Below are 26,810 nucleotides of genomic sequence, written 5' to 3' on the forward strand. Positions count from 1 at the left end.
GCCATGCCCGGCCAGGCCCAGCAACGCGTCGACATCGAGATGCTTCCTACCTGCGTCAGAAGTCGTGCCCGCCACCATGAACCGGGCGGTACGGCGAGCCTGTGCGTCCACCGCTCCAGTATCGCTTTCTCGTCTGCCCATCGGACCGGCGGGCTCTCTCCGAGCCGGTCGTTCGCGGTTGATGAGTGAGTGGCGCCAGGCGTGCGACGCCGGCCTGCTGGAGGAGTTGCCGCGGTGCCGCCCCTTGCGAGCCACCACCGCCTCCGCTACACAGGGGTCAGTAGGGGAAAGCGCTGCAACGACGACCAGTGTGATCCACCAACATGGATGGAGGCGCCTCGATGGCGTTGATCCCGGCGGCTGGCGGCGGTTGTGGCGAGTCGTCGACGCCCTCACCGTCGATCCGGTCTCCGAGGCCGACCAATTCCGACGTCGAGTGGGACAGCTTCGACCCCCAGGCATACGTCCGGCACAACTACGCGGTGCTGCGTGCCGACGATCGTGAAATCCTCCGCCGGACCAGGGACTTCTTCGCCGGAACGACACTCTCCGACGCGTGCTGTGTCGACGTCGGGTCGGGGGCGAACCTCTACCCGGCGCTGTCGCTGCTGCCGATCGCGCGCACGCTCGACCTGTGTGAATGGTCGGCGTCGAACGTGCGCTGGCTGAGCACGCAGATCGCCGGCTACGACGAGCTCTGGGACCCGTACTGGCAGGTGTGCGCGGAGCACCCGGCGTACTCGGCGGTGACCGACCCACGGGGCCGGCTGGCTCAGGTGGGCCGGGTGCTGCGGGCCAGTGTCTTCGACCTGCCCAGGCGTGCCTGGGACGCCGGCACGATGTTCTTCGTGGCCTGCTCCATATCGGCCGACCAGGCGGAAGCCGAGCACGCCATCGGCAGCTTCCTGCACGCGCTGCGGCCCGGCTCGCCCTTCGTCGTGGCGGTCATGCTCGGTTCCCGCGGCTACCACGTCGGCGAGCGCCTGTTCCCGGCCGTGGCGCTGCAGCGCGCCGAGGTGGTGGCCAGCATCGCGACCAGCGCGTACGACCTGGACGTCCACGAGGTCCGACCCCGGACGCCGCTGCGGGACGGATATCTGAGCATGCTGCTGGCCACCGGCCGCAGCCGCGGTTAGGGCCTCACGTCAGTCGCCGGCCTTCGTCCGGCGGGCGCCGGCGGGCCAGAGGATCGTGATCGGGACACCCTGCTGCCGCGCCCAGTCGACGGTCCGGTCCGTCGCCGCCGCGTGGCAGCCCGGATCACCGTCCCAGACCGCCACGAGTCGCTGCACCCGTCGCACCAGCTCCCGGTTGGCGGCCACGTAGGCGGCCGTGCCGGAGCGGTCGTAGCCGGGATGGACGACCGCTGCCGCCCGAGCGAGCAGCTCGTCGAAGGTCGCTCGGTTCTCCGGGGCGATCACGGCGGTGCGGTAGTCGCGGGCGGGCAGGATCACCTCGTACGTGCCGCCCATGTCCAGTAGCGTGCGCGCGAAGACCTGGTCGGCGCCGGCGGCCAGGCAGGTGACGCCGTGCACCGGACGGTCGCTGATCCGGCGCAACTCGGCGCGGAGCGCGTCGGCGACGAGCAACTCGGTGTCGCGGGTCAGGTTGATGTGCCCGGCTATGCCGACGCGCACCGGTGCGGGTTCAGTCTGCATCCCCCGGTCCTTCCCGCTGCCTGGGCACCGCGGGTGCCAGCCGGATCAGCTCGAACCCGCTGTCGGAGAGCACGTCGGGCAGTGCCCGGATCTCCGCGCGGTTCTGCTCCTGGACGTCAAGGGGAAGCTCGTCCCATGGCCGCAGGGCGGGATGCCGCCGCCGGATGTCGTCGCGGAACTCGCCGTGTGTCCAGCCCTCCCCGCGTCGTTCCCGGCACCACCGTTCGTGCTCGAGGCGGGCGAGTTCCTCGATCCGGTCATCGATGGCCTCTCCGGCGGCGGAAGCATCGCCGGTGCCGCCGCGCCGGGGCGCCACGACGCACCCGAGGTTGTGCAGCTTGGCGGCGATGTCCTGTACGTGGGCCCGGTTGGCCCGTCGCAGCGACTCGGGCAGTCGCGACCAGCCCACCATCGCCGGCGCGCCGCCGGGGCGCACCCCGGCGCGCTGCTGTGCCTGGAGGTACCGCTCGTGGATCAGCCGGGCCAGCCGCTCGGTGAGGTCCTCGGCGATCAGCCGGGCATCGCAGGCGTGCGTCAACACCGGATAGAGGCGGAGCTTGCCGTGTACTTCGTCGAGCAGATCGTGGCGGGCATCGCCGTGGAAGGCGGCGGCAAGCGCTGCCTGCCGGTAGACCGGCACGAAGACCGAACTCTCCGCGCTCTGCCAGAGGGCGGGCGTGTCCAGCACGAACTGCAGCCCGTTGGTCTCGTCCGGGGCGCAGATGTAGATGCGGTCGTAGCGGCGGCGGTCGAGCCGGTCGAACCTCGCGAGCCGGTCGAGCTCCAGATCGTACGCGGTGATCTCGCAGGCGGCGGTCAGGAACGGATAGCGGGACGCCACGGAGGCGAGTTCGGTGCTGGCGTCCGGGGCCGCCAGGTCCACCCGCAGCGGGGGCGGCAGGTGGCCGGCCGGGGTGTCGGCCAGGCGTGCCCGCCAGTGCCGGGCGGTTTCCACCAGGAGGGTCCGGCGGAAGCTGCCGGTGCCGGCGATGAGCACCCTGGCGGGCCGGCCGCTGGGGCGCGGCAGCGGGTGGTGTCGGTGCAGTGCGCGGGCCGCGACGTCGTCGACGTGGAAGTAGTCCAGCCGCAGCCGGTTGAATCCGACGGCACCGAGTCGTCGGGCCTGTAGGGACAGGCACATCTCGGAGTCGTGGACCAGTACGTAGACGCGGGGTGGTTGCCGGCGGTCCTGGATGAGGCGGCTGGCGGTGTTGGCGATGGCGTGGTTGCGGTCGTCGTCCTCGCTGCACACGTAGACGGTGTGGGCCCGGGACAGGCCGGCGCCGCGCAACACCGCGGGGCTGGCCGGGTCGCCGATGACACCGAGATAGCGGCGTAGGCGGTACTCCAGCGGTCCGAACGGTACGGAGCGCACCACGACCACGCGTTCGCCGTCGGCGAAGAGCCGGTCGGCGAGCATGTGGGCGAACTGGGAGTCGCCGCAGACCAGGACGTGGTTGCGGGCCCGCCGGGCCCGCAGGCGGCGGCTCTCGGCGGCCAGCAGCAGCCGGCTTGCCTCGGCCACGGCGAGCAGCGTGAACAGCGGGGCGGCGAACCGCGCAACCTGCAGTTGCCACGGGTATGGCCCGGCGTCCTGGAAGGGCTCGGCGCCGAGAACGAAGAGCTGCAAATCGTAGTAGAACACGTCATACGGATTGTGCGCGGTGTCAGGCCGGGACTCAAGCAGGCGCTCGAAGCCGACGTAGCCGAGGATGAAGGCGCCCAGTCCGATGACTCCGAACACGACTCGCAGCCACCATACGGCCAGGCGGGACGAGCCAGCGGCCGGGTCTGTCATGAGCCACATGGTATTTGACGGGATCGATACAACCGGCCTCGGCGCGTACAATCCGGCACCCCCGACCTGTTCATCGGCGACGCCACCAACGCCGGCCGGGCGAGCGGTCGGGCCCGGTCACGGGAAGTCGTCGGGCCCGGTGTCAGGCAGCGCGGCAAGCAGTTGCCCGGCCAGCCGCCGCACAGTGCCGCCGTCCTCCTGGTGGGCCAGCCGCAGAAGCACGTCGCGGGTGCGGGTGTCGCCACAGTAGTGCCGGGTCAGCGCGAGCAGCGCGGTGCGCCGGATCTCCCAGTCGTCGTCGTCCGCCAGCCGTAGCAGCAGGTCCGGGTCGGCCAGCATGGCTCCCAGCTGTTCCACGGCCCGGCGCCGGACCTCGAGGTCCGGGTCGTCGCGGACCAACCCCACCAGCAGCACCCGGACCTCCGGGTCCGCCCCGAAGTGCGTGCCGAGGGCGGCGGCGATGCGTGCGCGGATCGCCGGGTCCTGGTCAGCCAGGCGGCGCATCAGCCGCAGGGTCACCGCCATGGATGCCGACCCCTGCTCGGTCAGGCAGCGCACCGCCGCGTCGAACACCGTGGGGTCGGTGTCCGACTCGACGCACTCCAGCAGCACGTCAGTCACCACATCGGGGCTCCCGTGCTTGCAGAGAGCCTGCACGGCGGCCAGTCGGATGCCGACGTAGCTGTCCCGGCGGGCCCGCCGGGACAGCGTCTCCACCAGGCCGTCGGTCTCGCCGTACCGGGCCAGCGCCTGGGCGGCGGCGCGCAGCACGTTCGGGTCAGGGTCCCGGCTTGCCTGTTCGGCCAGGCACGCCAGCACCTCAGGGTCGGGCGGGTCGGCGAGGCGGGCCAGGCGGAGGGTGACCCGTAACCGGACGATCGGGTCCCGCTCCTGGGAGGCGCGGCTGATGAGCAGATCACGAGTCGCCTCGCCGCGCGACGGACGGGCGGTGAGCAGGTCGACCGCGGCGAGCCGGACGCTGGCGGTCGGATCGCGGCGAGCTCGTTCCAGCAGCAGTTCTCCGGTGCGGTGGTCCGGGTACGCCTCGGCCAGCGCGCGCACCGCGGCGAGGCGTACCGTCGCGTCCTCGTCGGCACGAGCCGCGTGCCTGGCCACGTTCCATCCGGTGAGGTCGGCGCGGTCCCGGTCGATCAGCGCGGCCACGGCGGCGGCCCGCACCGCGGCGTCCTCGTCCTGCTCGATCCGATCGATCAGCCGGGCTCGGCAGCGCCCCTCCGGGTCAGCTACGAGCGCCAGCCGCTGCACGGCCACCGCGCGGATCCGCGCGGAGGTGTCGGAGCAGGCCAGCTTCAGCAACAGCTCGGTGCTCTCCGGGCTGGCCCGCCCGGGCAGCAGTTCGGTCACTACGCAACGCCGCACCTCGTCCGGGGCGTCGCCGGTCACCCGCCGCAGCGCCCCCGCGCGGGCGGCCTCGGCGTGATCCGGCAGGGTCAGCAGCCCTTTCAGCGCGCACTGCACCACGCCGGGGTCGGTGTCGGTGGTCAGCAACCGCTGCAGTGTCCCAGCTGCGTCCGGCAGGGTGGCGCAGCGCGTGGCGAGCACTTCGGCGGCGGCCCGCCGCACTGCGGCGGCGGGGTCTTCGGTGGCCCTGGCCAGCACCTGGCGGGCGTCCTCGGCCAGCTCGGTCCGGCCGCCGAGGGACTGCACGGCCAACGCACGCACCGCGACATCGGGTGAGTCGGCGAGGTCACGCGGCACGTCGACGTAATCGACGTCGGCGCCGAAGTGCGCAACCAGCGCCCGTACGGCGGCCTGCCGCACCGCGGTGGAGACCTCGACCTGTGCCTGGGCGAGCAGCAGGTCCCGGCATCGGCGGCGGCTGCGGCCGATGACGTCCAGCCGCCCAGCGGTCTCGGCCAGCCCCGCGACCAGGGTGAGGTGGGCCTGCCTCTCGCGGCCCTGCCCGAGCTCCCGGACCAGCAGTTGCGTCAGCTGCTCCTCGGCGGTGGAGAGCACCACGGCGATCCGGGTGGCGAACGCGGAGCCGGAGCGCCAACTGCTCCGTACTCCGCGACGGCGGTACCACTGCAGGAAGGCGTCGCGGCCGGGCCAGCCAGGCCCGAGCACCCGGATCGAGGAGAGCAGCTCCTGCTCGGTGAGTTCCACCAGGTTGGGGTCGTCGGCGGAGATGCCGTGTTCGATCAACCGCACGACCTGGCACAGCACCGCGTCGCCCGCGCCGGCCAGCTCGACGGGGTGCGCCGCCTCCGCCACGCACTGCGCGGCCAGCACCAGGTGCCATGGCGGGCCGGTCAGATTCAGCGGTGGCCAGGGCCGGTTGGCCTCGGCGGCGAGCAGAGTGACCAGGTCATTGGCGGCCCGGGCGGGCAGGTCGCTGGCGACCAGCCGGAGCACCTCCCGCCAGGACGGGTCGGCCCAGTGTTCGCGGAACAGCACGCGCAGTTGGTCGAGGCCCCAGGCGTCCGGATCGTGCTCGAACCTGTCCACGATCTCCTCAGCGCAGAAGAACTCCAGGAACGTGCGGTGCACGAACCCGAACAGCCGCAATCCGTACCGTTCCAGGATGAAGCTTCGCTGCCGCAATTGGTCGATCATCGAGTAGGCCAGGGTGAACGCCCGCTCGTTGTCAAAACCGTAGAAGGCGACGAGGTGGTCCCGGAAGATGCGCGCCAATTCGTCGGATTCTACGTAGTTTCCGGCCGGACCGGACCCCCGAAACTGCATCCGATACGCCAGGTGGCGCACCAGCCGGCGCTTCGCCTGCAGATCCAGTTGCGGCACGTCGCCGTGACTCTCCCGCAGTTGTTTGGTCACGTCCCACTCGGAGATCAGTACGTCGGTGACGTGCTCGTAGAGCCGGCGCCGGTTGCGGGGCAGCGGGTGGTCCCGGCCGACGATCGCCATGAGCATCAGCAGCAACGGGTTGCCGGCGATCTCGTGCATCTCCCGGGAACTGTGCACCACGTCGAGAATCTGTCGCCGCTGCCGGTCCGCCTCCGCCGCCGGTGTGGGCATCACGTAGCGGTACCAGTTGCCGAGGAACCGGGCGATCCGCTCGTCGTCGAGATCCTCCAGGGTGAAGTGGTCGAAGCCGGCGTTGGCGAAGGTGTGCCGCAGGTATCCGGCCGCCCGCGACGTGACAACCGTCCGCACCCCCGGGTACTCGCTGACGAACGCGCCGATCTGGGCGGCCACCTCCTCCCGCTGCACCGGGTCGAACACCTCGTCCAGGCCGTCGAAGAGGAACAGCGCCTGGCCGCCCTGGTGCAGGTACGCCTTCAGCACGTCCTGGTCGATCCCCCCGGCCAGTCCCTGCTGGTGGCGGTGGCCGACGTAGTCCAGCAGGCCGTCGCACCGCCCGTCGCCGCAGTGCGCGGCGTAGGACCGCAGTTCGATCAGGACGGGCAGGTATCCGTCCAGCGCCGCCAGCCTGGGCTCGGAGCATTTCCCGGCCAGCGCCAGCGCCAGGTACCGCGCGGCCGCCGACTTGCCGGAGCCGGGATCGCCGAGCAGCACGATCGACCGCCGGCCCTGATCGCACACCACGTCGAACAACACCAGCGCGTCCTTGGCGGCGTACTCCTCCCAGAGCCGCTCGACCTCTTCCGGGTTGACCACCCCGGGCAGCCCGCGGGCACTGCCGTCCGCGGCGGAGCCCGCCCAGCGCCACCAGGCCAGCGGCATTTCCGGCCGGGTGTCCTCGTGGACCCGGGGTTCCACGAACACCTCCGACAACCCGACCGTGAGGTAGCCGATGGTGGGGCGGGGCGAGACCGCGTCCAGCGGAACAGCCTGGTATCTCAGCGCCAGCTGTTTGTAGTACTGGCTGCGCACGGCCTCCGGCAGGTGGGCGTCCGGGTCGGCGGGCTCGCGGGCCGGGGACCGCCCGCTACGCACTTCGGCCAGTGCCACGGTCACCTTGGCGGAGAGGTCGTCCACCGAAGAGAAGAAGGCACAGAGGTGGCGCTCCTTGAGCTCCCGGCGCAGCGCGACGACCTGCTGCCAGTCAGCGTCCCGGTCGATCATGTGAACCGGCCAGGGCGTGTCCTCCGCGAGCAGGAAGATCAGGCAGGGTTTGCCGGCGGCGAGGGCCTCGCGGTACTCCAGTTCGGTGATGGAGGACCCCTGGCCGGGCGGGCGGAACCCGTATCGCCAGGCGAACAGCCCCACGTAGAGATCGCACCGACGCACGTCGGTCAGGCAGCGTTCCAGCGGCGGCCGGATGTCGGCGCTGTACGCCTCCATGGCCACGTCCTCGATTTCCAGACGGCGTGCCACGACGTGGACGGCAGCGCGATATTCCAGCAGGTCTTTTTGGGTGGCCGAAATGTAGACCTTCATGGGACGGCAAACTCCAGGGAGTGGCTGGCGACCGCACCATTCAAAATATCAGTTGCTGTCACATCCTTCTGACCCGCGAATGCTCGCCACCGCTACCGCTTGGGAATCCCATCAACCGTGGGCCTATGATGGCCGCCGGGACAGTTGGGGATCCGGGCAAGCCGAATTCCGCGCGCGGAGGGGTTCCGGCAAATCCACACAAATCCGTGTCGGTGCGGGTCACGGCGGCGGGCATCAATCATCATGGGACGGCAGTCCGCGGGCGACCACGGACCGGTGGCAGCGATGCGGAGGAAGCCATGCTCACGGTGGGTGAGGTGCACACCAGCCTGCTGCAGCACAGCACGGCACTGTCCCAGGAGCAGAGCTCCGAGGTGCTCAGCCTGATCGAGGGCGAGATGGTGTTGACCTCTCGGCGCCCGTCGCTCTACGCGGTGTCACCGGACGTCCGCACCGGAGTGGACTGCTGGCTACCCAGCGCCAGGCAGCGCCAACTGCGCGGGGTGGGCGCGGTGGTCACCCGGGCCATCATCACCGGCGGCCGGATCGTACAGGCGTCCTCGGTCATCCAGGTCGTCGATGGAAAGCGCCGCCAGCCCTGGTCGCACTACCTGGCCAATCCCGGCGTCCTGGAGACGGTCGGCAAGTTGGACGCACCGGACCTGATCGCGGGCTTCCTGCACGGCAACAACGCGGACGTGCTCAACCTCGAGGCGATCACCGGCCGGGTGATCGACGGCGTGCAGATGTCCGACCTGCTGGACCGGCGCCCGCCGCTGCGCGCGGCGCGTACCCGGCTGCGCTGGACCACGCGGGTCAACCAGGCGCCGGACCGGGAGGTCTCGGCGGTGATCACCGTGGACTCCCCCACGCTGCGTACGGTCGAACTCGTGGTCGACCCGCAGGACGTGCCGGCCGCCGTGGCCGGCCTCTGCGAAGATCTCGCGCTGCACGACTGGCTACTCACCATGCTCTCCTCCCTGATGGAGGCCGCGGTCACCCGGCCGGCCGCCGGACAGGAGCACATCGAGCGGCTGCGGCCGGTGCTGGAACACCTGCTGCACCTGTGGCTGCCGGGCGCTCGGGTCCATCCGCGGCTGCGGCCGGTCTGGGACCGGCTGGAGCAGGTGCCCGGTTTCAGCCGGCAGTGGAAGTCGTCGGTCAACTGGATCCGGGACCAGATCAGCGTGAGCAACATGACCCTGCTACGCGACCTGGCCGACCGGATGGCGGTCAACCAGCCCTGCCGGCGCTGAGCGCGCGCGCTCACTCGCCGATGAACACGTAGCTCAACCGGTCGACCAACTCGCTGGGCAGTCGCAGGCCCTCCCCGCCGGCGCGCTTGGCGACCTGCTGCGCGATGGCCGGCGGTACCGCCACCTGGCCGAGGATGGTCCGTACGGCCAACTCGACCGGCAGGTACTGGCTGTCCATCAGGGTCAGCGTGCGGTACGCGCAGAACGGCGCGGCGCTCGGGTTGAGCTGGAGGATCGCCGGCATCTCATCCCAGTTGGTCGGCAGTTCCCCGGTGAGCCGGCACGGCTGCCGGATCGTCTCGCCCCGGTGCCGTAGCACGCCGAGGCGGGTCAACTGCCAGACCGAGGCGAGCAGCGCGCACGCCCACACCCGGGTCTGCGGCTCGCCGGACCACAACTCGATGTCGACGAAGATGGAATGCTGGGGATCGCCGGACTGCACCGGCGGGGACCACGGCCGGGGCAGGGTCATCGCCGGGGCGTCGACATGCCCGGGCGACCGCTTGCCGTTGGAGAGCCAGCCCGACTCGCTCAGCGGTGGGCGACTGCCGGTGGTGTGCCGGGGCGGTTCCACCACCAGTGTGTCGACCACCAACTGGGCCAGATCGAGCCCGTCGTGACGGGCGAAACTGGACTCCCGTGCGACATAGTCCAACGCCAGTCCGTGCTCCGCTGCGGCGCTCTGTACCTGCGGGATCACCTCGTGCGGCGTACCAAAGCGGTGGAAGTAGTCGTCCACCATGAAGCAGGTGCTGATCCGCGGCTGGCGGCCCGGTGGCAGCCCTTGCCCGGCCAGGGCCGGGATGGCGCTCGACCAGGTTGCGATCCGCTCGAACTTGCGGCGCAGCTCCTGACACCCGTCGCCGAAGTCCTCCGCGTAGAAGTGCCCCAACTCCACCGACAGGTGCGAGTACGCCACGCTCTCTGTACGACGCACCGCAGCTGCCTCCTGGAACCTGATGTCCACGCTGATCACACAATCTCCCATGCCGTCTCGTCGAAGAGCTTCTCGGTCAAATCAACGAAGGCGTCCACGGTCTTCACGTTCGCGATCTTGCTTTGCACGTCGTGGTCCGAGATGAGTTGCTCCCGCCACTGCAGCAGAGGATCCAGCGGCACCGCGCCGAGCAGCGTGGTGCGCCCGACGCCCCGCCGTCGGGCCAGCTCCGACAGCTCCGCGTCGCACTTGCGCAGGAATGCCTGCTGCGCGAGGTCGAGGTGGCCGACCTCGGGGCCTCGTGGATCGATCACCGCCGTACGGATGAACCGCAGTGACTCGCGGAGCCGGTCCGGCTCGTGGCCGTACTCCTTGCCCATCGCCACGATCCCACCCGCCTCGAAGGCCAGGTCCGAGGCCGCGGTGACGTGCTGGGGAGTCCACCGGTGGAAGACCAGCCAGCGAACCGTGACCTTGCGCAGGGTCGGGGTGGCGGTCGCGGCCAGCGCGATCTGGCTGGCGTACGACCGGCCTGCGCTGAGATCCACCAGGGTGAGGTCGAACTCCTCTTCGAGACGGAGGAAGAGTTCGGCGCAGCGCTTGGCGATGTCGTTGGTGAAACCGAACTCGCTGCCGTTGCGCTGCCCGGGCAGGAGCACCAGCGGACCGGACCCGGTGGGCCGCTGGCGCAGGCTGGCCCGCTCCGAGGTGCCCCAGACGTCCAACTGCTCCGGAGACGGGATCTCCCCCCGCAGGTACCGGTGCAGCCCGCCACCGTTGGGCCCGGCACCCTCCACGCCGTTGACCGCCTGCGGGATCTGGAACGTGATGCCGGCCGTCGGCGAGCCGAAATCGTAGTCGAGGTAGCAGGTGGGGCGGCCGGACAGCGCGCTGCGGTAGGCGATGTTCGCCGCGGTCACCGAACGCCCGGTGCCGCCCTTGTGTGACGTGACGAAGACCAGCATTCAGATCCCCTCGCTGGCTTTCTGCTGCCCGGTGGCGATGTCGTTGAGCAGCAGCAGCAGGGTGTTTGCTAGGGCCGCCGCGGTGCCAGGGCGTTCATCCACCACCAGCTGCGCCCGGCGCAGGCTGGCCCGGATGCTGCGCATGCTGCGCTGCATCGCCTCCCCGGCGAACGTGCCGCGCATCAACTCCCGGTCGAAAAGGTACTCGGCCTCGTCGATGAGGTCCTGCGCATACGTGGCGAGCCGGTTGGCTCGCGGGAACGGCCGCTCCCAGAGCAGCTGACCGGCGCTGACCAGCCCCTGCACCACCCGCTCGGTCAGGTACCAGGAGGGCGCGTCCGGCTTGGGGGCCAGCCCGGGGAAGGCGCCGCCGGCATGATCCCACAGGCCACGGTGCCGGCCGTCGGGGATACGCCGCAGCAGCAGGTGATCCCACACCTCGTCGGCCAGTTCGAGCAGCTCGCTGCGCCGCCGGGCGTTGCTCAGCAGACCAGCGACGGTAGTGGCCCGCTGAAGCAGCACCGTGGAGTATTCGTTGACGTTCCACGACATGATCGGCTTGGACCGGTCGGCGTTCAGGGTCACCTGCTTGCCCGGCGCGTGCACGAACAGCGCCGGCTCGTCGGGCGAGGCGCGGCGGGTGATCCGCGCCCGCTGCGCCAGCTCCACCAGCACCGAGGCGATCCGGCCGAGCTCCTCATCGCCGCGCCCGCCGGCGACCAGGCCCTTCACCGCCAGCGACGTGGCCTGGAGGGTGTAGTAGTCGGTCCGGTCGCCGTCGGTCGTCCGCCAGGGAATGTCCTCGATGGGCCACCGCCGGCGGTTGCCGAAGGTCGCCACCGTCGCCCAGTAGGTCCGGGTCAGCTCCCAGCGCAGCAGCAGGGCCCGCGACAGCCGCTGCTGCTCCTCGTTGAGCAACCCGAGCAGGCGGGTGCGTTCGGAGTTCAGATCCTCGATCGCGTCCATCGCGATGACGGTGAAGTAGAGGTAGGGAGCGTTCTCCGCCGATCCCTCACGCTGCAGGCCGATCGACTCGGTGGTCGGCACCTCCTCGGCCCCGGCGATGATCCCCCACGACCAGCCGCACTCGAACAGCATCTCGCTGTTGTCCAGATCCTCGGTCACCCGACCCGACCCGATTATCACGCTGCGCAGGCTGGCCATCGTTTCCCGCAGCTGTTCGCGTAGCGACGCCACGAGTTCCCGGCGCGGCAGCTCGTCCTGATTGATCATGTCGCACAGCCGGAGGCCGTATTCGTCGGAGGCGGTGAAGACGAAGGTGCTGAAGCTGCGAAGCAGGCCGACCATGGCCGCGGTGAGCCGCGCGCTGGCCATCTCGTCCAGGGCGTCCAGTTGCGCAAGCAAGTCGCGCCGCTGGGTGGAGTTGCGGTAGACCTTGACGAAACCGATCGTTGCCAGGGCCAGCGTGACGGACACCGCGAAAGAGTCGACGATGTCCAGGGAGCGTTGCTCGTCGGTGAGCTCCGGGCCGCCGTCCAGCGGGGTGAGGTAGCTTCCGCCGCTGAAGGTCGGGGTGCCGGTGTCGTCGGTGTACCGCGTGAAATAGTCGATCATCACGCCGACCAGCCGGCGGGGAATTTCGATCGCGCCGCCGATCGGGCTGAGCGCCTCGATCACCTCGTCGTCGGCGCGGTCCGGGTCGTCGAGCGACAGCGCGGGGACCTTGGCCGCCGGGAGTAGCAGGGTCAGGAGTTGCTCGGCATCGCTGATCGAGTTGGTGCCACTCCGACCACCCCAGTGCCATTCACCGTTCTGCCAGCAACTGCGCACCGTGGCCCGCCAGATGTCAAGGATCTCCTGGCGCGGCTGTATCCGCACGATTCACCGCCGTCTGTTGTAGTCGTCGACCTGAAACCCGCTGGTCCTGCCGTTCACCCGATGATCTACGGTGATCCATACCGACGTGCAACAACATGGTACCGGGCCAGTCGAGTGCCACTCGATTACCTCGATGGCGCGTCTGTATAACAGTCTGGGGCCGCCCGTTCGTGGCCACCTCAGGCAGGCCCTTCAGCCCGTCGCGGACGAGGAAGAACACGTCCTGACGCTGCGGTTGCGTAGGTCGGTCAGCACGCTCATCCAGAACCTCGCGCCCTTCGCGGGCCGGCCCGTCGCGCTCCGAGCTCGACGTGGAACGGCCGGTTCCACGGTGGCGTCGACGGACACCGCCCGCGCAGATCCCGTCCAACGGGCGGTGGGACCAGTCGGCCATCTCCTCGATCACCCTGTCGGTGATCCGCGAGATCCCTGGTTCGACGGACGCCCGTAGATCTCGGCGAAGTACGCGCAGATCTCTTCGGTCGTCAAACCCGTGGCATACAACGACAAACACCGCCTCGTCGCCCCCCCGACAGGCGCCGCTGCCGCACGATCTGGGGTTCGAACGTGATCGTGATCTGCGGAGACCCAGCATCCCGCACCGCCGCAGGTTGCCCACTCGATCACCGGAAGCCGGCGGTCCAGGAAACGTTCCGTCGACCGGACGGGTTGGCCTCGCCCGCAGAATCCCCCTCCCGCAGCTGACGCCGCACAGCTCTCTGGGCGATTCTGGGTTGAGGAAGCGGAAACTGTACCGGCCTCGTTCGCTCGGCCCTGTCTCACGTGCTCTGTCGATGTAGCAGATACGAGGCCCGGTCCACAGCCCCGCAGCGACCGATTCGCCAACGAGTCGGAGCCCTGCGTCGACCTCGGCCACCACATGCTCGAACATGCTCACCGATCCCGACGGCCGTGCGCTGCGAGAGGACGGCACAGTGATCGACGGACTGTACGCCGCGGGCAACAAACTCCGCCTCGGTGATGGGCCACACCTATCCCGGCCCGGGATCCACAATCGGGGCCGCGTCGGCAGCGAGTTCCGGGCGTCGCGCCGGGGTTCTCCTCGGCGAGGGCTCCCCGGCACCAGTGACAGGATTGAGAATTGGTTCGATCAGTTCGGTGAGCCGATGGCGCTGTTCCCGGTCCAGACGGCCGGTGGCCGGCAGCAGCGCGATCCTGACCTCGCCGTAGAGCCGCTCGGTCAGTTCAAGTCCGGCCGCAGTGAGGAACACGTCAACGGCTCGGCGGTCCTCGGCGCTCTTGCCACGTGCGAGCAGCCCCCGGCGCTCGGCACGGTCGATCAAGCCGGACATCGTCGACTTGTCCAGGCCGAGGAACGTGGCCAACTCGGTCATCCGCGGCCTGCGATCGCGCAGCAGGCCAAGCACCCGCAGTTGCGTCAACGACAGGTCATGCTCGGCGCCGACCCGGGTGAGCACGCCCATCACCTGAAAGGCGTTGCGGACGAGGGCGTCCACGAGAGGGTCCGTGGAGACGCCAGCAGCCGGCTCATCGGTGGTCATGTCCGCATGCTAGTTGACATGGTTCGCAATGCCAACCAAAGTATCGAAGGTTGGTAAGACGAACTACTCAGCGGAGATCATCATGCTTGTCACCGCCCTGGCGATGCCCGACCCACCGGCCCGCGGAGGCCCCTGGCGGCCGCCCGCTCCATGACCACGCTGATTGCGGGCCTGCCCGCCGCCCTCATGGCCCTGCTGCACTCCGCCGGCCGGTCCTCATTCGCGACCGCCGCCACACTTGCCGCCATCCTCCTTGCCGCCACTTCCTGGCACGCCAGCTCACGCAGGCGGCCGACTACACCCTTCAGCCAGGCCAGGCACTGCACCGGCCACCGTTCCCGATTCGCGCCACCTCCGCCCGGCGGCGACCCGCCAGCGCCTCCCCCGCCGAGCGCGACGCGTCCCTGGCCGGACCTGGCACCACCGATCCGGACCCCCTCGGCGACGTCGTCGGCCCTCCGGCCGCGGCTTCCCCCCTCGTGGCATCGCCGCACGACGCCCCGCCGCCACCCTGATCACAACCGCCACCCCCGCTCGCGGTGACCCGGAAGGTCAGCGCCGATCGAGCGGTGGGGCACCCACCCTTGACATCGTTGGCATTACCAACCATCATCGCTCTTGTTGGTAATACCAACGACCTGAGGAGGACCACATGCACGCCGCTGTCATCACCGCCTTCGACACCCCGCCGATCTACCGTGAGCACCCCGAACCGGTCGCCACCGGCGAGTATGAGATGGTCGTGGAGGTTCTCGCGGCCGGACTGCACCACCTCACGAGGGCAAAGGCCGACGGTTCGCACTACTCCAGCAGTGGCGTACTGCCGCTCGTGCCCGGCGTCGACGGCGTCGTGCGCGACAACCAGGGACGGCTTCGCTATGCGGCGCTGGACGACACGGCACTGGGCACGTTCGCCGAACGAACCGTGATCGACCCGCGCCGCAGCGTTCTCCTGCCGGACAACATCGATCCCGTGCAGATCGCCGCCGCGATGAACCCCGGGATGTCCTCATGGGTCGCGCTGCGCCGCCGCATCGACTTCCCGAAGGGGAAACGGGTCCTCGTGCTCGGCGCCACCGGCAGCGCCGGACGGATGGCGATCCAGATCGCCAAGCGATTCGGCGCCTCGGAGGTGATCGCCGCCGGCCGCGACGCCGCACGCCTGGCCACTCTGCCCGCGCTCGGCGCCGACGAGGCGATCACGTTCGACCAGATCCAGCAGGCAGCCGACGTCGATGTCGTTCTCGACTACGTCTGGGGCGAGCCCACCGGCCAGGCCATGATGCGTCTGCTCACTGCTCGCACCGACCGCAGCGTCCCGCTGACCTGGATCGAGATCGGGTCGATCGCCGGCGATCTCGCACTGGTCCCGTCCGCTGCACTGCGCGGCGCCCAGCTGCAGATCATCGGCAGCGGCATCGGCTCCGTCTCCCCCCGCGACTTCATTCGAGAGCTGCCGGAGCTGGCTGCCACGGTGGCCGAGGGCGCGATCGAGGTGCGGGCCCGGCGCATCCCACTCGCGGAGATCTCGCAAGCGTGGACCGCCGAGACGGACGAGCGCATCGTCCTGGTGCCGTAGTTCGCCTGGAGGATCGCCCACTGTGGCTGCCACCACGGGCGGTTTTCCGAGAACTGGCGTGCCGGACGCCGAACAATCCCGCCTGCCCTCCGGCAGTGCGTCCGCATCACCAAGGAGTGATTCATGCAGAAGCGCGCACTGATCGTGGGATTGGGGATCGCGGGCATGGCCACGGCGATCGGGCTACGCCGGGCCGGATGGGCGCCTGTGATCATCGAGCGGGCTCCGGAGCGCCGAACCGGCGGCTATTTCATCGGCCTGCTTCCCGACGGCAGGCAGGCGGCCGATGACCTCGGCATCGCCGACCACCTGCACACCCGCACCCCGGACAGCGGGGCCGTATGGTCCCTGAACCGCGACGGGACCCGCAAACCCGGTCTGGGCTTCCTCGACCAGCCCGGACGACCGAGCGCGGTGCTGCGCGGCGACATCGAAGCCGCGCTCTGGCACGGCATCACCGAGCCGGCACCGGGTGAGAGCGACATCGAGGTCCGCTACGCCACCACACCTGTGGAGATCGCCGAAGGCCACGACCGCGTGGAGGCACGGCTCAACGACGCCTCCACCAGCACCCCGTACAACGAGTCCTTCGACCTCGTCATCGGCGCGGACGGGCTGCGCTCGAGCGTGCGCCAGATGGTGTTCGGTCCGCACGAGCGCTTCATGACGAACTGGAACGCGATGATCTGCGCCTTCCAGCTGCCCGAGCAGGTACCCGGCTTCGCTCCGCAGGACAGCATCATCAGCGCCCGTTCCAAGCGGGCGGCGTGGGTGTTCGCACTGGCCGACCAGGCACTGACGGCGCTACTTACCTACTGCACCAAGGACGTCGACGCCGAATTCACCGATGAGCCAGTCGAGCGTTTGCGCACGGTCTACCAAGGCATGGACGATCCTGTGGTGCGGTACGTCCTGGACTCCCTGCCGCAGGCCACCAACTATCTGTTCGACTCGGTGCACCAGGTACGGATGCCGCGGTGGAGCCAGGGACGGGTGATACTGCTCGGCGATGCGGCGTGGTGCCTGAACCTCTACTCAGGAATGGGAGCCAGCGCCTCCCTCAAGGGCGGCGCTGAACTCGGCCGGGCATTGCGAGAGAACCCCGACGACATCAACGCCGCCATGGGCGTCTGGGAAGCCCGCCTGCGCCCGTTCATCACCAAGCACCAGCGCACCGCCCGCCTGAAACAACAGATGCTGGTCCCGACGAACCGCTGTTTCGCGGTGTTCCGCTCGCTCGTCGTGGGCCTCGCCGCCAGGGCCCGGCACCGCGCTGTCGCCCGGGAGGCCATCCAACCGAGTATCTAACGGTAGCCCTGCTCCGACTGGTATCGGCAGGCCGCCTACTGCGCTGGCCGCCGCATGGGCGAGGAGCAGGTGAGGCTGGCGTCGCCGTATGTGATGTCCGGCCTGGCGGCCGGTGGCATCCGCAAGGCGGGTAGAGAAATGCGACACAAGGTGTCAGGTTTTGGGGCGAACATGGTGTCACTGGTTTGCATCAATGGTGGTCGTGGACCGGGCACCACGGATAGATAAGGATCTCCATGCGCGAAACGCCAGAAGAGCTCATCGAGCTTCAGGCCCTCCTTGACGCCTCCCTCTCCCGCGCCACCTCGCACCTCCGATCGATCATCAACAGCGAGCGCAGCCTCACCGCCGAGCAGCTCACCCAGGTTCTCACCGGCATGTGCACCCTCGCCCTGGCCACCGTCACGGCGAAGGGCGAGCCGCGGATCAGCGGCGTGGACGGGCACTTCCTGCACGGGAAGTGGCACTTCGGCACGGCGCGCGGCGCCGCCAAGGCGCGCCACCTCGCCGTCCGGTCCGCCGTCAGCGCCGCACACATGCGCGGTGAGGACCTGGGCGTGTTCACGCACGGCACGGTGGAGATCCTCAATCCCCAGGACGGCGAGCCGGCCGAGGACTGGCCGGACCTGCTCGCGTACTTCAAGGACTTCTACGGCGAAGACTCCTTCGACTGGGACAACGACGTTGTCTACTACCGGCTGCATCCGCACTGGATGACCGTCTACGCCCCCGACATCGCGAAGCTCACTGCGGCGTCCCAGTCCTGATCCGCGGCACAGGTCGCGTCTGGCCTGGCCACGTGATTCGGCATGGGCGGAGGGGCTCTCCACCTCTGGCACTGCATGCAATGCCAGAGGTGAACGAAGGTTGACTGCATTCGTACGGGACATCGCGAGCACAGGCACGAGACCACGGAGGAGTCGGACGAGCGCGCGGCCGCACCGGCCAGCTCGACGCCGGGGCGGCGCCGCGAGACGGCGAGGTAGCCGGCGGCGACGATCAGCGCGCCCACCGCGATGATCAAGAAGAGCAACTGCGTGGCCTGCGCCACAAGACGCGCCAACCGCCGCCCACGCGACCTCATCACCGCCGCGACCAGCGGCAACCCCAGAACGCGATGCCCCTGGGGCACACGGTGATCAGCACGTGCTTCCGTGCCACTCCCGCAGCCACCCGTTCGCAGCCCGCAACCTCACGGCCTCATTGGGGACCGCGGGCATCTCGGGCACGTGCCGACTCCGTCACGGCCGCCCTCCACCTGCAAATAGGCGCGCGTCGAACCCGTCAACGCCAGCATAAACCTGCAGGTGATGGTGAGAAAGAAACAGAGAACCTATCCATTTATCCGCCGTCTTCACCCACGCTGCTTCTTCGCGGTTCAAGAGCGCGGGAGGATCGCTGGCGACAAGGGAATTCGGGGCGTACGCGTGAGGGTTTGGCGCAGGCGTCAGCCCTAGGGGGTGAGGGGAGAGATAAGCGCCGGTCTCGGGATCATAGTAGCGGTGACTGTCGTAGTGCAGCCCGGTTTCCTGATCGAAATACTGACCAGAAGATCGCAGCGGGGTGGTCGCGGTGTCGCGCTGCCAGGAGGGTTGCCCCCACAGCGTGTGCTGCTGGTTGCCGACGATGACCCCGTTGGGGGAGACGAGTTCGGTCGGTACACCGCTCAGTTCTGTTACTACAGAGTAGAATTCTTCGCCGACCCTCTTCTCTTCGGAACCTGCGCGTATAACGGTTCGTGAGGCCTGAGTGATCGGGATGAACGAATCGTTCCGGTAATTCCATGTGGTGACCTTCTCGCTATCGCCATGAAGGTCCTCTTGCTCGGCGAGAACTCCCCCGTCCCACGAGAACTGCGTCTGCTCCAGTAGCCGGCCGTCAGAGGAGAAGTGCCGCTTGCCGATGCGGCGGCCAACGGGATCGTATTGATAGTGCCATTTGCTCCCGTCGGGGAGGGCGACAGAGAAAAGCCGGCTTTCAGCGTCCCACGAATAGCGCCAAGTGTCAGGATCGCCGGAATTCCGTGTCCGCGTCCGCGTTATGACGCGCCCAGCAGCATCGTAGCGGTAGCGGATGTTTCCGGCCCGGGTGGTGAGGGTTCCGTCTACCTCGCGCGGCCCTTGTGACGACACCTCCAGGGTTCCGGCAGCAGGACCAGTGCCCGAGGCTGGCCAGACGGCGTTCACGATGTTGCCCGCGGGATCATAGTCGTACTGCTCCGACCATCCGTCACGCCGGCCAGTAACGGCGGTAACACGCCCAGCGGAATCGAGACGGAACGCCCGGTCGCCGGTGAGCAGGTCCTGCAAGCCCGTGACGAATCCGTCTGGGTTGTATGTATACGCGCGCCGTTGGAGCAGTTGCCCCGAGACCTTGGATCCTTCCGGAGTGGAGGGAGCAGCCGAACTGGTGAGGGCCTGAGTCACGAGGCGGCCGAGTTGGTCCCATTCCTGGGTGAGGACAGTTCCTCCGGGCAGGTCCCGGTGGATTTCCCGTCCGGCGGAGTCATAGCCGAACCGCAGTTCCCTGCCGTCGGCGGTGAGTGCCGAAGCCATTCCGGCTGTGTTGTAGACCCAGGCGGTGCCGGCCCCGGACGGAGTGACGCGGCTCGTTACCTTTCCGGCCGCGTCGTAGGTCTTGGTGACCGCGCGACCGTTGCAACTTTCGGTGACCACCCGTCCGAGCGAGTCCCGGACGAAGACCAGGTCCACGTCGTCGTTTTTCGCGCGCAAGAGGCGGCCTGCCGGATCGTAGTCGAACGTCGTCACCGCGCCATCTGCGGGATGATAAGACGCCAGATTGCCAAGCAGGTTGTAGGCGAACGATGCCTCATGGCCGCTGGCGTTCACACGGTGTACGAGCTGTCCTGCGGCGTCATACCAGTACTGGGTGGTAGCTCCGTTGTAATCGGTCTCCGCACTCAGCCGGCCGGCGGAGTCCAACTCGTATTGCCACTTCAGCCCGCCGTGGGTTACCGATATGAGGCGGCAGTTGTGGTCATACTCGAGCTCGCTGCGGGTGCCGCCCGGCCAGGCGATCGACAGAAGCTGATCAAACGGCCCGTAAGTGTTCGACGTGACCGATCCCGTGGCGGAGATCCGTCGCAGCAGGTTCTCTTCGCCGTCCCAGGCCCAGGACTCGGTTGACCCGTCCGGCAGGGTCCGGGAGACAGGGAGGCCGTCCGTCGTCCATGCATAGGCCGTTGTCCCGCCGTCGGAGCTCACGACACGCACGACTCGTCCTAGCTGGTCGCGCTCGTACCGGGTCGTTTCACCGGTGGGTATGGTGACGGTCACGGGCATCCCGGCGGGATCACATTCCATCGTGGTGACCGCGCCATCCGCACTGGCTACCTCGACGAGATGCCCTCGGCTGTCATACCCGTACTTGAGCATCGAGCCGTCGGGCGCGGTCAGTTCGGTGAGATTGCCGTTCTTGTCGAAAGCCTGCAGCCAGAAATTTCCGTCCGGCCCGGTAATCCGTACTGGGAGGCAGGCCTCATCGACTTCGACGTGGGATTCGTGCCCGTCTGGATTGGTTACCGAGAGCAGGTTGCCGCGGTCGTCGTAGGCATATCGCGTGACCCTGCCGAGGGGGTCGGTGCGGACTGTGACACGGCCACGTTCATCGTATTCCGTCCGCGCCGTTTTCCCGATCGGGTCAGTGATCGCGGCGACTTGGGCAGACTCGGTGATCGCGTAGGAGGTGACAGCTCCGTCGATGTCGGTCCAACGGGTGATGCCGGCCTCGTAGGCGAAGGTGCCGGATAGGGCACCGTTGGGGCCTTCTACGCGGACGCACCGGCCTTCGGAGTCGAAGGTGTAGTGGTAGGAGTAGCCGTTACGGTCGGTCCAGCCGGTCAGCCGGCCCGCGCCGTCGTAAGTGAAGCGCCGCGGCAGATCGGAGGAGTTGACGACGCCGGACAGGTTGCCGGAATCGTCGTATTCGAAGCGGCGCAGAGGGATGTCCTCCTGGCCGTCGCGGCCGGCGAGGGCCAGCGCGGTGACGCGCTCGTCGGTGACCGATACCAGGACGCGGTAGCCGCCGGAGTGGACGATGCTGAGCGGGCGGCCGACCGCGTCGTAGCTGAAGGTGGTCTCGTGGCCTGTGCGGTCCGTGACCGAGATCAGGGGCAGTTCGTCGTCTTCATATCCGGCCCGGCGTTCGAACTGCCAGGTGAGGCCGCGCTGCGGGTCGCTGATGGCGTAGGAGCCGTCCGGGTTCTGCCGCAACGGCCATGCGGGGCCGGCTACCGGGACAGCGGGGGGATCACCGGCGCTGCCCGGGGATATCCACGTCACAATCTCCCCGTCGGCGAACCTCGCGCAGATCCGTTCATCGGTCACCTGCAGGCGCTGGTCGAGGCTCGACATCCAGGACCGTCCGAACCACCGGCCTGCGCGGAAGGACGACCTGTGGGCACGCTCGAGCACGAGGGCTAGGACGCCGGGCAGCGTGACATCGATCTCGGCCAGAATGACGTCACCGGTCGCCACATCCACGAGATCGTTGACGTCAGGCATAATAGTCTCCACCCCTGCCTCGCTGATGGTTTCTTGTTCCCATTTATCGGCTTCCTCAAGCTTTGCTCGCCGGCGCCGGTGGCGCGCTTTCCGACGTAGTACGCGCAGCGACAGCGGCCGACCGGACAGATTCAGATAGGCCGTGGAGCACCAGGTGTCGTTGTTGCCCGGCATGCACTTCGTCTTCGGGCCGGCCCAGGGCGCCAGCGTGCGGGAAGGCGTCGAACCCGGCAGCCGGAACCTCTCCGAAGGCATTGGCCACGCCCAGGCCGCGACCGTCCGCCGGCCGACGACGAGCGGATAGCCGTAGAACTACCGAGATCTCACCGCTACCGACCCTGCTGACCGGTTTCACCGGGCGACGGCACCAACCCTCGCAGCGGCGCGAAATCGTGCCAGGGATCTTGCAGGGCCTGACCCCACGTCGCCTCGTGCCCCCGGCGCCGAAGCCTGAAGTAGACCGTGCGCCGAACGGAATCGCCAGTGTTGTTGCCGCCGTTGTGGCCGAGGAGGTAGTGCTTCAGCAGCATATCGCCCGGACGACCGCGCACCATGTCTCGCTCCGGCAGCTTGACATTCGGGTAGGTCGTGAAGGCCTCGGGTCCGCGCTCGCGGAAGAGTTGTGCGTGATCGCGGTGTGTTCCCGGCCAGACGAATAGGTTTCCCGTGTCATCGCTTGACTGGTCGGTCAGGAAAAACCCGGCGAGCATAGTGAATGTCCATGGGGGGTCACCGGGTTTCCGCCCCTTACCGCCGTCGATGTGCGGCTTTTCCCGGGCGTCCTTGAAGGGCGGGTAAGTCAATGCGGTCTGCACTGTCTCGGGAAACTCCAGCGCGCCGGCCCCGGTGAGTCCTTCGGCGAGCGAGAAGGCTGGGGTGTCACGCAACAACGCCGCAAGCACCGGCGCTTCCTCCAACTGCTGGAACCGGTAGACCACCCCGACGTGCCCGTCGACCGGCGGCCGCGCGCGTACCTGCTCATCGACCGCCGCGTTGGCAGCGGCTATCAGGTCCGGCGGCACGACATCCGGGATCACGATGAAGCCGCGCTCGGCGAACTCTTCCAGCTGTTCACGAGTCAGCACCCGTTTCACGCTCAACGCCGCCTGCCGGTCACGACTCTTCGGCAAGGCTTCGGTCGGATCAGCCACGGAATCTGCCACCCACCCCTCTGTCACGGCTGCTGTCTCGCGTACCCTGCTGATGCTAGGTCGCGTGAGGAGGGATCCATATCCCTCGGTCTGACAGTTGCCTGCGGGGCGGATTCAAGCGCTCGCAAACTTCCGGTTCGCCCACCCGCCGGGACCGGCGCGCCGGCTCGCCGCCCTCGACAAGATCGCGATCGTGCCCGAGAATCTCGGCGATGTCCCGCGCGCCGAAGCGTTCAAGCGGCTCGGCCAGCGCCTACACCCGCACACCTTCCCGCTTCGCCGCGCTCGCGTTCGCGGTCGCCCGCGGCGAAGTGCCCGCGGCATCGTTCGCCTCGCGAGTGGAGGCGCGGTTCGCCGAGGGCAACGTCATCGGCGCGGTGAGTCTGCTCGGGGCCGCGCCCGGCATGCTGCTGCGCCGGGTCGACCGAGCCGCCGTCCGGCTCGACCCGGCACTGCGGCAAGGTCGGACGTACGGCCACGCAGCCTCCGGCCGCGTCCTGCCAACTCCCCCGCAGTGAAGAGGACACCCCTGCTGGCCAACGCAACGCGACCCGAATCGGCGTCGAAACGGGTCAGCAACTGCCGCACATAATGAGCTTCATCGTGCTGTGCCTGGTCGCGGTGGGCGCGGAGAAGAGCTGGTGCCGACATAGGACAAAGCTCCCGGTAAGACAGCAGTCGACCAAGATCCGATTCCCCAACCAGAAGCCTCGCTGTGCTGTCTTACCCCGCCGCAGTCGCGCTGGACCAGCTGGCCAACCTCATCCGCGCCGAAAGCGCCCGGCGTCGGGGCCGGTGGTGGCGCCTCGATGCCGGCCTGCAGGTCCTACTCGCCCTGGCTCATCTCCGCGATGGTGACACCATCACCCGCCTGGCCTGCGGCTCCGCGGTCAGCGTCACCACGGCTTCGCGGTACGTCCGGGGAGCCATCGACCTACTCGCCGTACACGCCGAGAACCTGAACGCGGCCATACGACGCATCGGCCGGCTCACGTACGCCATTCTCGACGGCACTCTGATCCCGATCGACCGGGTCGCGAATCAGAGGCCGTACTACTCCGGGAAGCACAGGCGCCACGGGGTGAACGTGCAGGTCACCGCAGACTGCAAGGGGCGCCTGATCTGTGCATCGAACCCGGGCTCGATTCCTTCATTGCCGATGAGCGCGCCGGCACCGCCGTGGCGCAGTGACCGGCACGCCCGCCTTCTCACGGTGAGGTAGCTGGATTCGCGCCGCGAAAGCGATGAGAAAGCCGAGGAAGGCCAGGATCGCGGCGATCGAGCGCAGGACGCCGGCCCGCTGCCGGCGCAGGTTGATGCGACCGGTCAGCAGGAAGGAGAGCAGCAGACAGTCAGCTGAAGTCTTTGGCGTGGTCCTCGGCCCACTGCCGGAACGAGCGGGCCGGCACCCCGGTGACCTCTTCGACGGCGGACGTCACGACGCACGGAGCCGCCAGGAGCTCGGTCAGGGTCCGGATGAGGAATTCCGGCATCTTCGGCTCGACGTCCTCCGGAGCCAACTCGACGACCTCGATCGGCCGCCCGATCACCGCTCCGATCGTCTCGATGTACTCCTGCTGCGTCAAGGCTTGCGGTCCGGTCAGCCAGTACGCCTGCCCCTCGTGCCCGGCGCCGGTCAGCGCGCGGACCGCCACGTCGGCGATGTCCCGTTCGTGGATCGACGCGGTGCGCCCTTGCAGGAACGGAATACGCAACACCTCCCCGGACCGGATCGCCCGAGCAAAGCTGAGCTGCTTGGTTGCGAACGTGGTCGGGCGGAGGAAGGTCCACGCCATTCCGGACTCCTGCAACGCCTCCTCCACCACGGTGTGCATCTGCGCGCTCCGGCTTTGCCGCATGGTCGGTTCGACCACGGAAGCCGACGACAGCAACACGACGTGTTCCACCCCGGCCGCCTGCGCCGCGCTGACGAACTCGGCGATGCCGTCCGGGCTGGCGTACAGGAAAACCTTCTTGACGCCCTCGAGCGCCGCCGGCAGAGTCTCCGGCTTCTCCAGGTCGAGGCGGACCATCTCGACAGCGTCCGGCAACTCGCCGGTCCCCGGCGTCCGGCTGCTCCCGCGGACCGTAACTCCGGCGGACACAAGCCCAGCCACCACATGGCTGCCCACATTGCCGTACGCACCGATGACAAGAACAGACATGGCCTCTCCAAAGGGTTAGCGGGCCGACGTTCGAACGAATCGTCGCCGAACGACAGTATCCAAGTATTTCAGCAGCAGCAGGCTCTGCCCCGCCCGGGGCTCGATCGTAGCTGAACTGCTCGACGGCCTTGATATAGAGCCCAGTGATGCGGCGCTCGCTGGCGTCGGCGCGGGTGGCCCCTGCCGCGACCAAGGCTGACGGCTGAACAGGAACGTTAGCAGAAGACATGAAGACGCATCCATCGAGGACGTTGCCGAAGCCGATCGAGTTGACACAGCTGCAGCTCGGGTCATCGATGATTACCTGTTCGTCGCGTAAACGTCCGTGAGTTTCTCGAGCAGGCACACCACGTTCGCGCAGTTCGTTCAGCCCAACGACGTGTTCGACACCCAGGTGCCGACCGACTCGCGCCAGCGACCAGCCGAGGTTGTAGAGATGAATAGCGTCGTCGACCTGGCCGGGCGACAGGCCACGCCATCTCCCGGCGCCGTGGCGAACAAGCCGGAAAACCGCCGATACGCACGTTTCTTCGCCCGGCCCGGGAGTCGGGAAGAAGCGGCGACAGTCAGGCCGGGTCCTGGCGCAGCCGCACCGGGAGGGTCTCCTGGCCGTGCATCAGGGTGCCCGCGCGCCAGCGGAGGGTGTCCGGGTCCGCGGTCGGGCGGATGGCCGGGAAGCGGTAGAGCAGGGCGCCGATGGTGAAGCGCAGGCTCGCGAAGTGCAGCGAGCCGCCGAAGCGCAGGAACTCCTCGACCACTCCCGGCAGCGGCGCGGGGTCTTCGCGCAGGGCCGCCAGCTACGCGGGGTCGCGCAGGAGAGCCAGGATGCCGTTGCCGATGAGGTCGATCGTGGTCTCGTGCCCCGCGAGGAGGGGGAACGCCATCGAGACGAGTTCGACCTCGGACAGCGAGTCGCCCTCGTCGCTGGCGTGGACCAGGTCGGACAGCATGTCCTTGCCCAGGTTCTCGCGCTTCTCGGAGATCAGCCTGCTGAGGTAGGCGTGCATGAGCTGCGCCGACTCCTGCCTGAACCTCCTCTGCCGGCTGACGAGACCAGGACACCGGACCAGACCTTTAGTTCGTTGCGCTCCTCCTCACGCACGCCGAGCAGCTCGCAGATCACCGTGATCGGCAGCGGCCCCGCGAGCGCGGCCAGCAGATCGACCTCGTCGTCCTCGGCCAGCTCGTCGAGCAGCTGCGTCGTGATCCCCTCGCTCCGCGAGCGCAGCCGGGCCACCGCGCGGCCGGTGAACGCCTCGTTGATCAGCTTGCGCAGCCGTGTGTGGTCGGGCGGGTCCATGTTCAGATGTGCGTGGCGGGCGCGGCCGGGAAGCCGCCCTGCACGCCGGTGGTGCTGATGTGCTTGAACAGGCGGTCCACCTGGCCACTGTCCTTCTCAGCCGGGGGCGAGAGCAGCTGACGCGCCTCCGCGTACCGGCTGACCACCCACACGGACTGCCCGCGGTCGGACCGTCGACGTCGAGGAGCAGCGACGAGCGCGGCCCTGCGTCTATGTTCGTCGTGGTGTTCGGCTGGGTGGGGTGGTTGTGGGTTTTGTCAGCCGAGGTTGCGTAGGTCGGGGAGGACTTGTTCGGTGAAGGTGGTGAGGAATCGTTCTTGGTCGTGTCCGGGGCCGTGGAAGACCAGGTGGTTGAATCCGGCGTCGACGTACTGTCTGATTTGGGTGATTGCTTCGTCTGGGGTGGAGGCGATGATCCAGCGTTTGGCGACTTGTTCGATGGGTAGTTCGTTGGCGGCTTTTTCCATCTCGACGGGGTCGGTGAA

Annotated in this window: 20 protein-coding genes and 2 pseudogenes; 7 read left to right on the forward strand and 15 right to left on the reverse strand. The window is 68.5% G+C overall.

Annotated elements, in window-relative coordinates:
- Positions 1–341 precede the first annotated feature (341 nt).
- Entirely contained in the window at positions 342–1,136 is a 795-nt protein-coding gene (locus ACH4T9_RS24935; protein WP_396673758.1) for an SCO2525 family SAM-dependent methyltransferase, read from the forward strand.
- Between the two features lie 9 nt (positions 1,137–1,145).
- Here ACH4T9_RS24935 and ACH4T9_RS24940 read toward each other — a convergent pair whose 3' ends face one another.
- The 3 genes from ACH4T9_RS24940 to ACH4T9_RS24950 all read right to left on the reverse strand — a co-directional run bounded on the left by ACH4T9_RS24940 (position 1,146) and on the right by ACH4T9_RS24950 (position 7,779).
- Entirely contained in the window at positions 1,146–1,658 is a 513-nt protein-coding gene (locus ACH4T9_RS24940; RefSeq protein WP_396673759.1) for a hypothetical protein, read from the reverse strand.
- On the reverse strand, positions 1,648–3,456 hold the full coding sequence (locus tag ACH4T9_RS24945) for a RyR domain-containing protein (protein ID WP_396673760.1): 1,809 nt from the start codon (positions 3,454–3,456) through the stop codon (positions 1,648–1,650). Before ACH4T9_RS24945 ends, ACH4T9_RS24940 begins: the two co-directional genes overlap by 11 nt.
- Before the next feature lie 117 nt (positions 3,457–3,573).
- Positions 3,574–7,779, reverse strand: a complete 4,206-nt coding sequence (locus tag ACH4T9_RS24950) for a HEAT repeat domain-containing protein (protein WP_396673761.1) — start codon at positions 7,777–7,779, stop codon at positions 3,574–3,576.
- A gap of 299 nt (positions 7,780–8,078) precedes the next feature.
- Here ACH4T9_RS24950 and ACH4T9_RS24955 point away from each other — a divergent pair, with 299 nt between their 5' ends.
- Positions 8,079–9,035 carry an SCO2521 family protein gene (locus ACH4T9_RS24955; RefSeq protein ID WP_396673762.1) on the forward strand — a complete coding sequence of 319 codons (957 nt, stop codon included), beginning with the start codon at positions 8,079–8,081 and terminating at the stop codon, positions 9,033–9,035.
- Between the two features lie 10 nt (positions 9,036–9,045).
- Here the strand turns inward: ACH4T9_RS24955 and ACH4T9_RS24960 are convergent, their stop codons facing one another.
- The 4 genes from ACH4T9_RS24960 to ACH4T9_RS24975 form a co-directional block, all read right to left on the reverse strand.
- Positions 9,046–10,023 carry an SCO2522 family protein gene (locus tag ACH4T9_RS24960; protein WP_396673763.1) on the reverse strand — a complete coding sequence of 326 codons (978 nt, stop codon included), beginning with the start codon at positions 10,021–10,023 and terminating at the stop codon, positions 9,046–9,048.
- Entirely contained in the window at positions 10,008–10,937 is a 930-nt protein-coding gene (locus tag ACH4T9_RS24965; protein WP_387022133.1) for an SCO2523 family variant P-loop protein, read from the reverse strand. The genes ACH4T9_RS24960 and ACH4T9_RS24965 overlap by 16 nt, the downstream gene beginning before the upstream one ends.
- Positions 10,938–12,776: an SCO2524 family protein gene (locus ACH4T9_RS24970; RefSeq protein ID WP_396673764.1), complete on the reverse strand. Its 1,839-nt coding sequence runs from the start codon at positions 12,774–12,776 to the stop codon at positions 10,938–10,940.
- A gap of 992 nt (positions 12,777–13,768) precedes the next feature.
- Positions 13,769–14,299: a MarR family winged helix-turn-helix transcriptional regulator gene (locus tag ACH4T9_RS24975; protein ID WP_396673765.1), complete on the reverse strand. Its 531-nt coding sequence runs from the start codon at positions 14,297–14,299 to the stop codon at positions 13,769–13,771.
- 652 nt (positions 14,300–14,951) lie between these two features.
- Between ACH4T9_RS24975 and ACH4T9_RS24980 the strand changes: the two genes are divergently transcribed.
- From ACH4T9_RS24980 to ACH4T9_RS24990, 3 genes are all read left to right on the forward strand, one after another.
- Positions 14,952–15,878 carry a zinc-binding alcohol dehydrogenase family protein gene (locus tag ACH4T9_RS24980; protein WP_396673766.1) on the forward strand — a complete coding sequence of 309 codons (927 nt, stop codon included), beginning with the start codon at positions 14,952–14,954 and terminating at the stop codon, positions 15,876–15,878.
- A 123-nt stretch (positions 15,879–16,001) separates the two neighbouring features.
- Positions 16,002–17,186, forward strand: coding sequence for an FAD-dependent monooxygenase (locus ACH4T9_RS24985; protein ID WP_396673767.1), 1,185 nt, complete (start codon positions 16,002–16,004; stop codon positions 17,184–17,186).
- Between the two features lie 236 nt (positions 17,187–17,422).
- Complete coding sequence (locus ACH4T9_RS24990; RefSeq protein WP_396673768.1) at positions 17,423–17,953, forward strand: pyridoxamine 5'-phosphate oxidase family protein; 531 nt, start codon at positions 17,423–17,425, stop codon at positions 17,951–17,953.
- 474 nt (positions 17,954–18,427) lie between these two features.
- Here the strand turns inward: ACH4T9_RS24990 and ACH4T9_RS24995 are convergent, their stop codons facing one another.
- A complete protein-coding gene (locus ACH4T9_RS24995; RefSeq protein WP_396673769.1) occupies positions 18,428–21,883 on the reverse strand; it encodes a DUF6531 domain-containing protein in 3,456 nt (1,151 codons plus the stop codon).
- Between the two features lie 155 nt (positions 21,884–22,038).
- On the reverse strand, positions 22,039–22,860 hold the full coding sequence (locus ACH4T9_RS25000) for a phytanoyl-CoA dioxygenase family protein (RefSeq protein ID WP_396673770.1): 822 nt from the start codon (positions 22,858–22,860) through the stop codon (positions 22,039–22,041).
- A 212-nt stretch (positions 22,861–23,072) separates the two neighbouring features.
- On the opposite strand from ACH4T9_RS25000, the gene ACH4T9_RS25005 reads away from it, so the two are divergent.
- A complete protein-coding gene (locus tag ACH4T9_RS25005) occupies positions 23,073–23,378 on the forward strand; it encodes a hypothetical protein (protein WP_396673771.1) in 306 nt (101 codons plus the stop codon).
- A gap of 197 nt (positions 23,379–23,575) precedes the next feature.
- Positions 23,576–24,016, forward strand: a pseudogene (locus tag ACH4T9_RS25010) (transposase family protein); the annotation flags it as partial.
- Positions 24,017–24,212: 196 nt separating this feature from the next.
- Here the strand turns inward: ACH4T9_RS25010 and ACH4T9_RS25015 are convergent.
- The 6 genes and pseudogenes from ACH4T9_RS25015 to ACH4T9_RS25040 form a co-directional block, all read right to left on the reverse strand.
- Positions 24,213–25,025 (reverse strand): NAD(P)H-binding protein, encoded by an 813-nt coding sequence (locus ACH4T9_RS25015; protein ID WP_396673772.1) that lies wholly within the window; start codon positions 25,023–25,025, stop codon positions 24,213–24,215.
- Between the two features lie 566 nt (positions 25,026–25,591).
- Positions 25,592–25,783, reverse strand: a complete 192-nt coding sequence (locus ACH4T9_RS25020) for a hypothetical protein (protein ID WP_396673773.1) — start codon at positions 25,781–25,783, stop codon at positions 25,592–25,594.
- Between the two features lie 39 nt (positions 25,784–25,822).
- Complete coding sequence (locus ACH4T9_RS25025; protein WP_396673774.1) at positions 25,823–26,032, reverse strand: hypothetical protein; 210 nt, start codon at positions 26,030–26,032, stop codon at positions 25,823–25,825.
- Positions 26,008–26,325, reverse strand: a complete 318-nt coding sequence (locus ACH4T9_RS25030; RefSeq protein ID WP_396673775.1) for a hypothetical protein — start codon at positions 26,323–26,325, stop codon at positions 26,008–26,010. Before ACH4T9_RS25030 ends, ACH4T9_RS25025 begins: the two co-directional genes overlap by 25 nt.
- Positions 26,326–26,327: 2 nt before the next feature.
- On the reverse strand, positions 26,328–26,471 hold the full coding sequence (locus ACH4T9_RS25035) for a hypothetical protein (RefSeq protein WP_396673776.1): 144 nt from the start codon (positions 26,469–26,471) through the stop codon (positions 26,328–26,330).
- A 111-nt stretch (positions 26,472–26,582) separates the two neighbouring features.
- Positions 26,583–26,810: pseudogene (locus ACH4T9_RS25040) on the reverse strand (F420-dependent glucose-6-phosphate dehydrogenase); the annotation flags it as partial.

Origin of the sequence: Micromonospora sp. NPDC020750 (assembly GCF_044334565.1) — a bacterium.
Taxonomy (GTDB): domain Bacteria; phylum Actinomycetota; class Actinomycetes; order Mycobacteriales; family Micromonosporaceae; genus Micromonospora.